12 protein-coding genes are annotated in these 12,883 nt (G+C 40.0%); 4 read left to right on the forward strand and 8 right to left on the reverse strand.

Annotation, left to right across the window (positions count from 1 at the left end; genetic code table 11):
• Positions 1–15: 15 nt before the first annotated feature.
• From C5749_RS04860 to C5749_RS04885, 6 genes are all read right to left on the reverse strand, one after another.
• Entirely contained in the window at positions 16–345 is a 330-nt protein-coding gene (locus C5749_RS04860) for a helix-turn-helix domain-containing protein (RefSeq protein WP_105723511.1), read from the reverse strand.
• Positions 346–438: 93 nt separating this feature from the next.
• Positions 439–1,809, reverse strand: a complete 1,371-nt coding sequence (locus C5749_RS04865) for a Mur ligase domain-containing protein (RefSeq protein WP_105723513.1) — start codon at positions 1,807–1,809, stop codon at positions 439–441.
• A complete protein-coding gene (gene prmA, locus C5749_RS04870; protein ID WP_105723515.1) occupies positions 1,791–2,654 on the reverse strand; it encodes a 50S ribosomal protein L11 methyltransferase in 864 nt (287 codons plus the stop codon). The genes C5749_RS04865 and prmA overlap by 19 nt, the downstream gene beginning before the upstream one ends.
• Entirely contained in the window at positions 2,654–3,424 is a 771-nt protein-coding gene (tpiA, locus tag C5749_RS04875) for a triose-phosphate isomerase (protein WP_105723517.1), read from the reverse strand. The genes prmA and tpiA overlap by 1 nt, the downstream gene beginning before the upstream one ends.
• Positions 3,421–4,632, reverse strand: coding sequence for a putative sugar nucleotidyl transferase (locus C5749_RS04880; RefSeq protein ID WP_105723519.1), 1,212 nt, complete (start codon positions 4,630–4,632; stop codon positions 3,421–3,423). Before C5749_RS04880 ends, tpiA begins: the two co-directional genes overlap by 4 nt.
• 85 nt (positions 4,633–4,717) lie before the next feature.
• The gene (locus tag C5749_RS04885; RefSeq protein ID WP_105716158.1) at positions 4,718–4,963 is read right to left on the reverse strand and encodes a type B 50S ribosomal protein L31; all 246 of its coding nucleotides are present in this window, start codon (positions 4,961–4,963) and stop codon (positions 4,718–4,720) included.
• Positions 4,964–5,160: 197 nt separating this feature from the next.
• Here C5749_RS04885 and lysS point away from each other — a divergent pair, with 197 nt between their 5' ends.
• Positions 5,161–6,867, forward strand: a complete 1,707-nt coding sequence (lysS, locus tag C5749_RS04890; RefSeq protein ID WP_105723522.1) for a lysine--tRNA ligase — start codon at positions 5,161–5,163, stop codon at positions 6,865–6,867.
• Between the two features lie 28 nt (positions 6,868–6,895).
• On the opposite strand, the gene kdsA is transcribed toward lysS, so the two are convergent.
• On the reverse strand, positions 6,896–7,711 hold the full coding sequence (gene kdsA / locus C5749_RS04895) for a 3-deoxy-8-phosphooctulonate synthase (RefSeq protein WP_105723524.1): 816 nt from the start codon (positions 7,709–7,711) through the stop codon (positions 6,896–6,898).
• 13 nt (positions 7,712–7,724) lie between these two features.
• The gene (gene recQ / locus C5749_RS04900; RefSeq protein ID WP_105723526.1) at positions 7,725–9,914 is read right to left on the reverse strand and encodes a DNA helicase RecQ; all 2,190 of its coding nucleotides are present in this window, start codon (positions 9,912–9,914) and stop codon (positions 7,725–7,727) included.
• A 98-nt stretch (positions 9,915–10,012) separates the two neighbouring features.
• Here recQ and C5749_RS04905 point away from each other — a divergent pair, with 98 nt between their 5' ends.
• The 3 genes from C5749_RS04905 to C5749_RS04915 all read left to right on the forward strand — a co-directional run bounded on the left by C5749_RS04905 (position 10,013) and on the right by C5749_RS04915 (position 12,875).
• Entirely contained in the window at positions 10,013–10,975 is a 963-nt protein-coding gene (locus C5749_RS04905; RefSeq protein WP_425443442.1) for a KpsF/GutQ family sugar-phosphate isomerase, read from the forward strand.
• 115 nt (positions 10,976–11,090) lie between these two features.
• Complete coding sequence (locus C5749_RS04910; RefSeq protein ID WP_105725228.1) at positions 11,091–11,468, forward strand: DUF1573 domain-containing protein; 378 nt, start codon at positions 11,091–11,093, stop codon at positions 11,466–11,468.
• A gap of 204 nt (positions 11,469–11,672) precedes the next feature.
• A complete protein-coding gene (locus tag C5749_RS04915; protein ID WP_105723530.1) occupies positions 11,673–12,875 on the forward strand; it encodes a pyridoxal phosphate-dependent aminotransferase in 1,203 nt (400 codons plus the stop codon).
• Positions 12,876–12,883 lie beyond the last annotated feature (8 nt).

Below are 12,883 nucleotides of genomic sequence, written 5' to 3' on the forward strand. Positions count from 1 at the left end.
GAATTCGATTTTCTTCTACTTTTTATGAAGTTTTTCGTACAGTTCGATTACTTTCTTTTGTAATTCAATTACTTCAGTCTCCCGAGCTTGCAGTTTATCGTTTAACTCATTAAGTTCATCCTGGATTTGTCTTTCTTGTTCCGAATCGGATGTCGACAATAACTGAACTAATGACATCCCGAATAGCTTAGAAATCTGATTCAATCGTGAAAGGTTCACATCGGTAATTCCGGTTTCAATCTTCGAAAAAGCTGGAATGGAAATGTCTAACCGCTTTGCCACATCTTCTTGGCTCCATCCTTTTTGATGTCTTAACAGACGAATTCTCTTTCCTAGTGCGTTCATTTTAGGTAGTTGCTATACTTTATTCTATCGGACAATTTTATTTCTTCCAAAAGTAATAAAAAGACAGTAAAAGGAACGCGTTTTACAGAATAATTAATAATTTTTAAGGAATTTATCTGCCAAACTAACAATATCCATGCTATTATATTTGGGAGAGACCATAAATAAAAGATTGAAACCTAATGACTTAAAACTATCTAAATAAATTTCGACAGAAGGGATATCTGTTAAAAACATAAAATTTCTGTGATTAAAAACACGTTGAATTTCGGACGCCAAATTACTTATTAAAATATTTTTCTCCTTTATAATATCTTTATTGACTACGACCACCGCATAGTCGGATTCATTCATCGACTCCCGATAAGTATCCAAAAAACTTCGGTTATTAACATCGTATGGGTTCAACTCAATAATAGTTACGAGCCCCTGTTCAGGAAACTGTTCTTTAACCGCATGAATACTGGTTCTAAGCTTATAGGGTGAATAAAGAAAGTCTTGATATACCACACTGTCATTTTCACTCGCAACAAATTCCAGGTAGCGGACGGAACTTTTAAAATCTTTAATCGCTTCATAGAAATCTACTCTTTTTATACCTAACCATTCACATATGATATATGACCCCGAAATGTTCGATAAGTTCAATTTTCCGAATACTTGTAAAGGAATACGTTCCTCCCCTAGATGGAGGTACGTGACACCTTTATTAATAGAATACTCGGGCAGTTTATAGCCATGTCGATTAATGTTACAGCCTGAGGTTTCCTCTACAATCTTCACCAAATTCTGGTTATCCTTATTATAAATCAATGTGCCTTTGGGCACGATGGTTTTAATAAACCTCTCAAATTGGTTAAAATATGCTGACTGCGCCATATTGGCCCTGCTTTCGTTCCATTCCACTCCGCTGATTAATGCGATATTCGGATTAAAAAGGTGAAACTTCGAACGGTCATCTATTGGAGAAGCATAATACTCGTCCCCCTCCAATAAAATAATCTTGCTATGGGCCGTTAATTTTACGAGCGAATCAAATCCCTCTAATTGTGCACCTACGAGATAGTCAAAATCACGTCCGAGTCTCTTGAGTACATGCATTACCATACTCATGATCGTCGTCTTACCATATGTTCCCGCAATGACTACTCGCGTTTTATCCATGCTTTGTTCATAGATGAATTCGGGGAAAGAGTAGATTTTAATGTTCAGCTCTTGTGCGCGAAGCAACTCGGGATTATCCTTTTCCGCATGCATCCCCAAAATTACAGCGTCAATATCCTCTGTTATCTTTTCTGGAAACCAACCGGTCGTCTTTGGCAAAAGTCCTGCATTTTTCAATCTGGACTTCGACGGCTCAACAACTTGATCATCAGACCCACTCACCTGGTGCCCTTGCTCTGCCAACGAAATGGCTAAGTTATGCATCACCGCACCGCCAATGGCTATAAAATGAACTCGCATGCTCCTAAATTTTTAACAAACTTTGCTGCGCACCATTTATCCTGCACTTTTTTGTGCTGATACTCAAACCCTGCAGATTGCGCTTTTTTCCTTAATATTTCCAAATCTTCCCCATCATAGAAACCGCTAATATACAATTCTCCACCAGACTTCGTACTTAACCCGTATTGGTCCAACTGTTCCATTAAGATGTTCCGATTGATATTAGCGAGAATAATATCAAATACTTTTCCCTTGATACGATCCTCTGATCCTAATTCCGATACGATAGGCACTGTATTATTCAGGATTTTATTCTCCTCGACACTTTTCACACAAATTTCGTCATAGTCTATCGCTAACACCTGTTTCGCTCCACGTTTAACCGCCAATATAGCCAGAATACCCGTACCGCATCCCATATCTAGCACTTCTTTATCCTTAAAGTCATTCTCTAAGATATAAGAGAGCATCATCGATGTGGTTTGATGATGCCCTGTTCCAAATGACATCTTGGGGTCGATAACAATTTCGTATGGTATATGAGGCTTCGATTCGTGAAAGGTGGCTCTAACGTAACAAATATCATCTACTGTAATCGGCTGAAAGTTACTTTCCCACAACGCGTTCCAATTTTGATCTTGTATCTCCTGGACAGTATAACGGATGTCGAACCCTTCAGTTTCTTGTAATAACAAGGTCTCCAACGCTTGTATATCCAGATTGGTTGTCGGAATGTAAGCTACAAACCCTTGCCCGATGTTTTCAAAGGTATCGTAACCAATAGCTCCCAGCGAATCAATAAGCAGATCCCGTTGCCAATCTTCCATCGTTGAAGAAGTAAACATAACCGAAGAATACTTCATTATTTCGTATTGAAAACCTTAACAATTTCTAAGAAGTCACGTGATTTCAAGGACGCTCCTCCAATCAATCCGCCGTCGATATCGTTTTGTGAAAACAATTCATTTGCATTTGCAGGATTGCAACTTCCACCATATAGAATTGATGTTTCCGCTGCGATTTTTTGCGTATAATGATTAGCAACAGTGTCCCGTATAAAAGCGTGTACCTCTTGTGCTTGTTCTGGAGAAGCAGTCAATCCTGTGCCAATCGCCCAAACAGGTTCGTAAGCCAATACAATTTTTTCAAATTCTTCACTCGATAGGTGAAATAATCCTTTCTCCAGTTGTGTTTTGATTACGTCGAAAACTTCTCCTCCTTCGCGTTCGTCTTTCGTCTCTCCGATACAGAAAATAGGCCTTAAACCATTAGCTAAAGCCGAATCTACTTTTTGCGCTAATAAAGCGTTGGTCTCACCAAAATATGCCCTACGCTCCGAATGACCTAGAATAACATAATTAGCACCTGTAGATTTAACTTGTGCTCCAGATATTTCTCCTGTGTAAGCTCCGGATTCTGCCTGATGGATGTTTTGCGCACCAACAGCGACATTACTTACGGGCTCCGCTAATTTTGCAATGCTGTGTAAATGGATAGCTGGACTACATACAACAACCTCCTGATCGCCCACAACCTCATCTTTGACCATGTTGACAATTTCCGAAAATAAGCTTAAACCTTTTTCGTAATCTAAATTCATCTTCCAGTTTCCTGCTACAATGTTTTTTCTCATCGCTTCTTTAAGTTATTTATTTGTGTATTAATTTCTGCTTCTCTTGTTAAACGATATATCTCCCGTAATATACGAATGTCTACTTCTGGGAGTAGCTCTTTCTTGGCGACTGACCGGGCTCGCAACATCTGTTCAAACTTATCCCAAACATATGTTTCCTGTTTTTCATCTGTCATCCAAGAAAACTCTCGCACAAACTTCGGAATAATATTTGACATAGACACCTGCGCGCCCACGCCAATTACAGCACCCGTCGTAATGGAAGAATTGATACCACACATTGCAAAGTCTCCCATAAAGGCACCCACTTTATGGTATCCCGTTTTCCGCCAGTCCTCTAGCCTATAATCATACAATTTAATCGTGTTCCAGTTGTTTTGAAGATTGGAGTTGCTCGTTCCAGCCCCCAAATTGCAGCCTTCTCCAATAACAGCGCAGCCTAGATACCCATCATGGCCCTTTGCACTATTATCCCACATGACTGTATTATTGACTTCCCCTCCGACAGTAGCTTTCGGCCCAACACTGACATTAGGATACAAACAGGCTCCCATCTTTACTCTAGCCCCTTTACCGATAGCTACTGGTCCTTTTAGATGACAACCTTGTTCTAACACCGCATCATCGTCGATATAGATAGGCCCATCCAACGTATTAAATGTACAACCAAACGACCGCACATTCGCTCCGACAAAGAGATTATCTCCTATCACCACATTAGAAGTATGTAGCGTTTCCGAGGTTCTATTCTTTGTAAGCAAAGAATAGTCAAAGAAAATTTGTCGGACATTTTGAAGATAAATATCTTCTAAGAATTGGATACGGTGCACTTCCCCTTCAAAGTTCTGCACTTTTAGGGTACTCCCCTCTGGTTGAGACAACCATTTCTTAACCTTATATGCAATCCAGTCACCATCCTTCTCCAATATACAGTCTTCCTCTAATGCGGAAAGTGCGTTTATCAAATCTGTCGATGGGCAAAGATTTCCACGTATTACCAAATAGGTAGCGGTAGATACAGGGCCTGGAAATTTTGCTTGGAGATACATTGCTGTATAGAAGCTGGCCGGAGCACCCAATAACAATTGCCATTTCTCCTGAAGTGTCAATATTCCTAGTCGAAAAGCACCTACCGGCCTTGTGAAAGCCATGGGCAACAAATGCTCGCGCCACGGGGCTCGATCATGTAAAACGACTTCTAATAGCATAATTCGATAAATTTACACAAAAAAATCCCGACAAGGAGAACCTATCGGGATTAAAGTTATTTTTGGCCGAAGCCTATATCGAATATTATTTTTGGTAACGACTACGGAATTTGTCGATACGTCCTGCTGTATCGACTAATTTCATTTTACCTGTATAGAATGGGTGAGAAGTGTGAGAAATCTCCAATTTCACCAACGGATACTCATTACCATCTTCCCAAGTAATAGTTTCTTTTGTGTCTACACATGATTTAGTTAAGAAAGTATAGTCATTAGACATATCTTTAAAAACAACTAATCTGTAGTTTGATGGATGCAGATCTTTTTTCATTTTTATCTTATGATTATTATATATTCAACAATTTGAGGTGCAAAGATAATCTATTTCTCTAAATAAAACAAACAGAATAATTTTTAAATACGACTTTAACCGTATATGTTTTGCTTCAACATTCAATTATGAACTATTTAAACATCCACTTTTTTTTCCTATTTTTGCATTCTCATTTAGCACTTTGAATCATTAATATGAGTACTGTATTATCGGAACAGGAACAACAGCGTAGACTAAACCTCCAGGCCCTTGTCAATTTAGGTATCAACCCTTATCCAGCGGATGAATTTAAGGTAAATGTCTCAGCTGCAGATATTTTGGAAAACTACGAAAGAGACAAACTAAATTACAAAAACATCCGCTTTGCCGGACGGATGATGAGCCGGCGTGTCATGGGAAGTGCATCGTTTATGGAACTACAAGATGCTACCGGACGCGTTCAAGCTTATGTCAAGCGTGACGATATTTGTCCTGATGAAGATAAGACATTGTATAATAATGTGTTTAAGAAACTGTTAGATATCGGTGATATTGTCGGTGTAGAAGGCTATGTTTTCACAACCCAAACGGGGGAAATCTCCATCCATGTCGAAAAGCTCACGGTGTTGACAAAATCTTTACGTCCGTTACCTATTGTAAAAGAAGCAGACGGTAAAACCTACGATGCGTTTACCGATCCGGAGCAACGGTACCGTATGCGGTATGTGGATTTAATCGTTAATCCACAAAATCGGGAAAGATTCGTTAAGCGCACTAAATTGTTTAATGCCATGCGGTCGTTTTTCAATGATGCGGGCTATATGGAGGTAGAGACACCAGTGCTTCAATCCATTCCTGGAGGTGCTGCGGCTCGTCCTTTTATGACGCATCATAATGCGCTTGACATCCCTTTATATTTGCGTATCGCAAACGAGTTATATCTTAAGCGACTTATTGTTGGCGGCTTTGACGGGGTGTATGAATTCTCAAAAAATTTCCGTAACGAGGGTATGGATAGAACACATAATCCAGAATTCACCGTCATGGAGATATACGTAGCTTACAAGGATTATAACTGGATGATGAGCTTTACGGAACGCCTGCTTGAGCATTGTGCGCTGGCTGTCAATGGAACTACTACGGCAACTTTCGGAGAGCATGAAATCGACTTCAAAGCTCCCTACAAACGTGTAACCATGGCCGACGCCATCAAAGAGTTTACAGACTTTGATATTTTAGGCAAATCAGAATCGGAAATCCGTGAAGCGGCTAAGAGCATGGGCATTGCCGTGGACGATACAATGGGAAAGGGAAAACTGATCGATGAGATTTTTGGTGAAAAATGCGAAGGAAATTATATCCAGCCCACATTTATCACAGATTATCCTATTGAAATGTCTCCGTTGACAAAAAAACACCGAGATAACCCAGCTTTGACTGAACGCTTTGAGCTCATGGTATGTGGTAAGGAAATTGCCAATGCTTATTCCGAATTGAATGACCCAATAGATCAACGCGAACGTTTTGAAGAACAACTTCGCCTTTCCGAAAAAGGAGATGATGAAGCGATGTTTATCGATCAGGATTTCTTGCGCGCATTGGAATATGGCATGCCGCCTACTTCGGGACTTGGCATCGGTATGGATCGTTTGATCATGTTCCTAACCAACAACGCTTCTATCCAGGAAGTATTATTTTTCCCTCAGATGCGCCCAGAGAAAAAGGAAGTCGTTGTAGAGCTGAATGAGGAGGAAAAACTGCTGTTGGAACTACTTCAAGAAGAACGTAATATCTTGACAAATGTGAAGCAAGCGGCAGGATTAAGTGGGAAAAAATGGGATGCTGCAACAAAAAGTCTACGTCAAAAAGATCTAATTAATATTATTGTTGAGGGGGACAATAAGTTTATCATAAAGAATTAGCGACTTGCTTAATCGCATCGCTAATTCTCTATAAAATTGCTTCGCGGATACGCACCAATTTTTCGAGTAAGCCCTCCAACAAATCGAGATGTAACATATTTGCTCCATCTGATTTTGCATTCGCAGGATCAGGATGCGTTTCTATAAATAGTCCGTCTGCGCCGACAGCGATAGCGGCCTTCGCTATTGTTTCAATAAGCTCAGGTTTCCCTCCCGTAACACCCGATAGTTGATTAGGTTGTTGTAATGAATGTGTACAGTCCATCACTGTTGGCACATTAAACGCACGCATCTCCGGCAAACCACGAAAATCAACAATTAAATCCTGGTATCCGAATGTGTTTCCTCTATCGGTTAAAAAAACCTTGTCATTTCCCGCGTCTTTTACTTTATCTACGGCAAATTTCATCGAAGCAGCAGACAGAAACTGACCCTTTTTGATGTTGATTACTTTACCTGTCTCAGCAGCAGCTACCAACAATTCTGTTTGTCTACACAGAAATGCCGGGATCTGTAATACATCGACATATGCAGCCGCAATAGCCGCTTCCTGGCGTTCATGTATATCGGTCACAGTCGGAACACCAAATGTTTTGCCTACCTTTTCTAATATTTTTAAAGCCTTCTCGTCTCCTATTCCTGTAAAGGAATCCGAACGCGAGCGATTAGCTTTTCGATAGGACCCCTTAAAGATGTACGGAATTCCATATCTATCCGTAATCTTTACAATCCGCTCCGCGATCCGCAAGGCTATTTCTTCTCCTTCAATTGCGCAAGGTCCTGCCATTAAAAAAAAACGGGTAGATTCCCGATGTTTAATAGCAGGTAAATATTGTTGAATCATCTATTATAAATTACTAATTTCCTAATTCAGACATGAATTTAATTCGCATTAACTGAATATCCTCATACGTGTAGTCGTCTTCCCCTAGTTCCTTTAGCGCTTCTTGGATAGAATCTACTTCAGCTGTTCGGAAGTAATCATATACTTCTTCTTGCCGATCACTATCAATCATCTCATCCACAAAATATCCGATATTCAGCTTTGTTCCAGAATTAACAATAGACTCAACTTCTTTAAGTAAATCCTCATAACTAATTCCCTTAGAGGAGGCTATATCCTCTAAACCTATCTTCCGATCTATATTTTGTATAATAGAAACTTTTAATGCCGATTTATTTGCGGTGCTCTTAATAACAAGATCCAATGGGCGGTCAATGTCATTATCGTCCACATATTGTTTAATTAACTCGACAAATGGTTTTCCAAATTTAAGCGCTTTACCTGCCCCTACACCGTGCATTTGTTTCAGTTCATCCAAACTAACAGGATAGTGAGTGCACATTTCATCCAGTGATGGATCTTGAAATATCACAAAGGGAGGTAAAGACCTCTGCTTTGCTATTTTCTTTCTTAAATCTCTCAACATTTTCAACAACTCCGTATCCAATGTTCCTGAACCCTGTGCCACTTCGTCTGTCCCGTCCTCATCTGCCTTCTCCATTATTCTATTTAGAATAAATCTGATACCATAGGGATTAGCTATATATCTTCTACCGTGCTCTGTAAGCGTTAACAAACCATAATGGTCAATGTCCTTCTTTAAAAAATCGTTTAATTCCGCTTGTCGAATCAATGATTTCCAATAGTTTACACCTAAGCTTTTGCCTTTTCCGAACAGCGGATGTAAATCATGTTTATAAGATGATACCGGCTGATTGTTTTGTCCAATCATCACATTGATAATATGATGATCGTCAAACTTCTCTCCTTCTTTATCTATAAAGCGTAATACCTCCAGCAAATTTTCCTCGGCGTCAAAATACGTCTTTGGCGCGCGACAGTTGTCACACATATTATTGCAGCCCGTTTCGTCAAACTGTTCTCCGAAATAATGTAAAATTTGTTTTCGACGACATACAGACGATTCCGAATAGTCGATGACTTCTTTTAAAATTTGTGTACCTATTTCCCTCTCGGAAACAGGTTTATCTTTCATAAACTTCGTTAGTTTCTCAATATCCTTTTCAGAATAGAAAGCTAAACAAATCCCCTCACCTCCATCACGTCCCGCACGACCGGTTTCCTGGTAATACCCTTCCATCGACTTTGGTATGTCATGATGGATCACATAACGAACATCCGGCTTGTCTATCCCCATCCCAAAAGCAATAGTCGCCACGATAACCTCGACATCTTCCATTAGAAACTTATCCTGCGTTTCCGCTCTCGTTTTCGCATCTAAGCCGGCATGATATGGTAACGCCTTTATTCCATTGATGTGAAGTACTTCGGCGATTTCCTCCACCTTTTTGCGGCTGAGACAATATATAATACCCGTTTTTCCGGCGTTATTTCGGATGAACTTCACTATTTCCTTAACAACATTCTTTTTAGGACGGACCTCGTAATATAAATTGGATCGGTTGAAGGATGATTTGAACAAAGTCGCGTTGTTCATCTGTAAATTTTTACGGATATCCGATTGTACCTTCGGTGTAGCGGTAGCCGTTAATGCAATAATGGGAATGTTATCACCAATTCCGTTAATAACTTGTCTTATTTTTCGATATTCCGGACGAAAATCGTGTCCCCATTCCGATATACAATGTGCTTCATCTACAGCAACGAAAGAAACCTTTATTTGCCTTAAAAAGAGTGTATTTTCTTCTTTAGCCAATGATTCCGGGGCCACATAGAGTAACTTCGTTTTGCCTTCCGTCACATCCTTTTTTACCTTCGTAATCTCTCCTTTATTAAGCGACGAGTTTAAAAAGTGTGCAATACTATCATTTCCACCAAACGCTCGCAACTGGTCTACCTGATTCTTCATAAGCGCTATAAGCGGAGAGATAACAATGGCCGTCCCCTCGCTCATCAACGCCGGCAATTGATAACAGATAGATTTCCCCCCTCCTGTGGGCATAATAACGAACGTATCTTTCTTATTCAAGATATTCGTTATAATGGCTTCTTGATCTCCTTTGAAGGTATCAAAGCCAAAAAACTCCTGCAAATTGTCAAATAGTGATTTTTCTATTTCCATTGACCTCAAAACAAAATTAAATGGATCCGGGGCTCATTTGAGCGCTAAATAACCTACTTTTGTAGGTAATTAAAATAAAATTAACGATTTTTTCTGTGATACACAACATCGATATCAAAAAGACTGCGATAGAGACGCTGGAATTGGAAGCCGGAGCGATTCGGAAACTAACGCAATTTATTGACCACGACTTCATTACGGTCGTAAACCAAATATTAGATCTATCAGGTAGGATTATCGTAACAGGCATCGGCAAAAGTGCAATTATTGCACAAAAAATAGTCGCAACGCTTAACTCTACCGGTACACCGGCTATTTTTATGCACGCTGCTGATGCCATTCATGGGGATCTGGGAATCATTCAGGAGCACGATCTTATTATTGCGCTATCCAAAAGCGGCAATACGCCCGAGATCAAGGTGTTAGTACCTTTTTTAAAACAAACGGGCAACACACTGGTTGCTATGGTGGGCAATATGGATTCTTTTTTAGCGCAACATGCAAACTTTATCTTGAATACATCCGTTGAACGGGAGGCCTGTCCAAACAATCTGGCTCCTACTACAAGTACAACTGCACAGCTGGCTATGGGAGACGCTCTGGCGGTTTGTCTACAAACCTGTCGTCAATTTTCAGATCGTGATTTTGCTAAATACCATCCCGGCGGTACACTCGGTAAACAGTTATATTTAAAAGTCAGCGACCTATCAGATAATAATGGAAAACCCGAAGTGTCTCCCTCTGCAAACATACGCCAAGTGCTCATTACCATCACGAAGTATCGATTGGGCGCCACAGCTGTTATCGACACAAATGGTATTGTAGGTATTATTACGGATGGAGATATCCGCAGAATGCTTGAAAAACACGAAGATGTAACACATTTGGTGGCCAATGACATTATGACGCAAAGTCCTAAAACGATAAGAAGAGCGGAACTCGCGGCTGATGCGCTTCATATGATGCGCCGACATAATATTTCACAGCTCTTAGTTACGCAAGAAGGACATTACGCAGGGATTATACATATACAAGACCTCCTAAAAGAAGGTATTATATAATGCGCTTATGTAATATTTTTGTTTATTTCGAGGGTTTTGAGTCTCATCCCTTACGCTATTTGTAATTTTGGCGTATCTTTTGATAATTACCATAGAGGTTAAAGAATATAGTAAAATGAAGAAAAGAACATTAGGAATATTAGCGACGTTTATAGCAGTCATTGGCTTCGTGTCCATGACAGTGGCTATAGGCGAATTCAAATTTGAAAAGGAAACCCACGACTTTGGGACCATTCCCCAAAATAAACCCGCATCGTACAATTTTAAATTTTCCAATACGGGCGATGCTCCTATTATCATCGGGGAGGTGAAACCATCTTGTGGCTGTTCGGTCGCTGAATTCACCAAAACACCTGTAAAGCCAGGGGAAGGAGGTACGGTCACGGTAACCTATAACGCTGCAGCTAAAGGCCCTTTTACTAAACAGTTCACGATTAAGTCCAATACAAAGACACCTGTCAAAACATTGACAATTAAAGGAAATGTAGAATAACAATCCACATCTCTTTCGGAGGCTATATAACAAAGCAAAGGTCATCAATTGATGACCTTTGTTGTTTACAACAAAAATTATATTATCGTAAAATCTGAATTCACAGAATATTTAGTAAGTATCATCCTCGATATCTATCACATAACATAGGATTCCTAAAGGTTTTTTACTAGCTTTGTCATATACTTAAAAACGTACAAGGTAATGCCAGAAATATCAAAAAGAGGTCGGGATATGCCGGCTTCACCAATTAGAAAGCTTACACCTTTTGCAGAACAGGCAAAAAAAGAAGGAAAGAAAGTATATCACTTAAATATCGGACAACCCGATATTGAGACGCCTGAAATCATGCTAAACGCTTTAAAAAACATCGATTTCACCATATGGGCTTATACCCCGTCGGAGGGCATTGCCTCCTATCGAGAAAAGTTGGCAGCATACTACAATAAATTGAATTACCGTATCGCGCCTACGGATATTTTAGTGACCAACGGTGGGTCAGAGGCACTTACTATTGCTGTGCAAAGCTGTCTTAGCCCCGGTGATGAAATCATAATTCCTGAACCATTTTACGCAAACTATAATGGATTTGTCTGTGCAGCAGATGCTGTAGTAAGACCTATCTTATCTTATATAGAAACGGGCTTCGCTTTACCGCCGATAGCGGAATTTGAAAAATTGATTACTGATAGGACGCGCGCAATTGCAATCTGTAATCCCAATAACCCTACGGGCTATCTCTATTCACGCGAAGAGTTAGAATCCTTAAAAGCATTGTGTCTAAAATATGACCTTTATCTATTTGCAGACGAAGCTTATCGCGAATTTTGTTATGATAGTAACACATTTGTTTCACCCATGCACTTAGACGGTCTTGAACAGCATGTGGTTATTATCGACACGGTATCCAAGCGATACTCAGCCTGTGGCGCACGGATAGGTTGCTTAATTACCAAAAACAAGGAATTATATCATACCGCCCTCAAATTTGCACAAACACGTTTGAGCCCGTCCCTTGAAGGACAGATTGCTGCTGAAGCAGCGATAGATACACCAGACAGCTACTTTGAAGCTGTGTCCAAAGAATATACTGCCCGTCGGAATACACTTGTTGAGGGGCTAAATAAGATAGAAGGCGTCTTTTGCGCTGTTCCAGGTGGAGCATTTTATGTCGTAGCTAAACTTCCTATTGATAATGCCGACAAGTTTTGTCAATGGATATTGGAGGAATTTTCGTACAACAACGAAACGGTCATGATGGCTCCGGCTACCGGCTTTTATAGCACACCTAATGTTGGAATCAATCAAGTACGTTTGGCATATGTTCTTAAACAGGAAGATTTACGCAATGCATTGGCTTGCCTAGAGAAAGCTCTGAAAGCGTATCCAGGCCGTATATCAATCTAAAAGAGATA

The sequence above is a fragment of the Sphingobacterium gobiense genome, from assembly GCF_002980575.1.
In the GTDB taxonomy this organism is placed as follows: Bacteria; Bacteroidota; Bacteroidia; order Sphingobacteriales; family Sphingobacteriaceae; genus Sphingobacterium; species Sphingobacterium gobiense.

Excerpts from the sequence above, each read along its gene's own strand:
- C5749_RS04860 (WP_105723511.1), bottom strand. The coding sequence starts at position 345 with ATGAACGCACTAGGAAAGAGAATTCGTCTGTTAAGACATCAAAAAGGA.
- C5749_RS04865 (WP_105723513.1), bottom strand. The coding sequence starts at position 1,809 with ATGCGAGTTCATTTTATAGCCATTGGCGGTGCGGTGATGCATAACTTA.
- prmA (WP_105723515.1), bottom strand. The coding sequence starts at position 2,654 with ATGAAGTATTCTTCGGTTATGTTTACTTCTTCAACGATGGAAGATTGG.
- tpiA (WP_105723517.1), bottom strand. The coding sequence starts at position 3,424 with ATGAGAAAAAACATTGTAGCAGGAAACTGGAAGATGAATTTAGATTAC.
- C5749_RS04880 (WP_105723519.1), bottom strand. The coding sequence starts at position 4,632 with ATGCTATTAGAAGTCGTTTTACATGATCGAGCCCCGTGGCGCGAGCAT.
- C5749_RS04885 (WP_105716158.1), bottom strand. The coding sequence starts at position 4,963 with ATGAAAAAAGATCTGCATCCATCAAACTACAGATTAGTTGTTTTTAAA.
- lysS (WP_105723522.1), top strand. The coding sequence starts at position 5,161 with ATGAGTACTGTATTATCGGAACAGGAACAACAGCGTAGACTAAACCTC.
- kdsA (WP_105723524.1), bottom strand. The coding sequence starts at position 7,711 with ATGATTCAACAATATTTACCTGCTATTAAACATCGGGAATCTACCCGT.
- recQ (WP_105723526.1), bottom strand. The coding sequence starts at position 9,914 with ATGGAAATAGAAAAATCACTATTTGACAATTTGCAGGAGTTTTTTGGC.
- C5749_RS04910 (WP_105725228.1), top strand. The coding sequence starts at position 11,091 with ATGAAGAAAAGAACATTAGGAATATTAGCGACGTTTATAGCAGTCATT.
- C5749_RS04915 (WP_105723530.1), top strand. The coding sequence starts at position 11,673 with ATGCCAGAAATATCAAAAAGAGGTCGGGATATGCCGGCTTCACCAATT.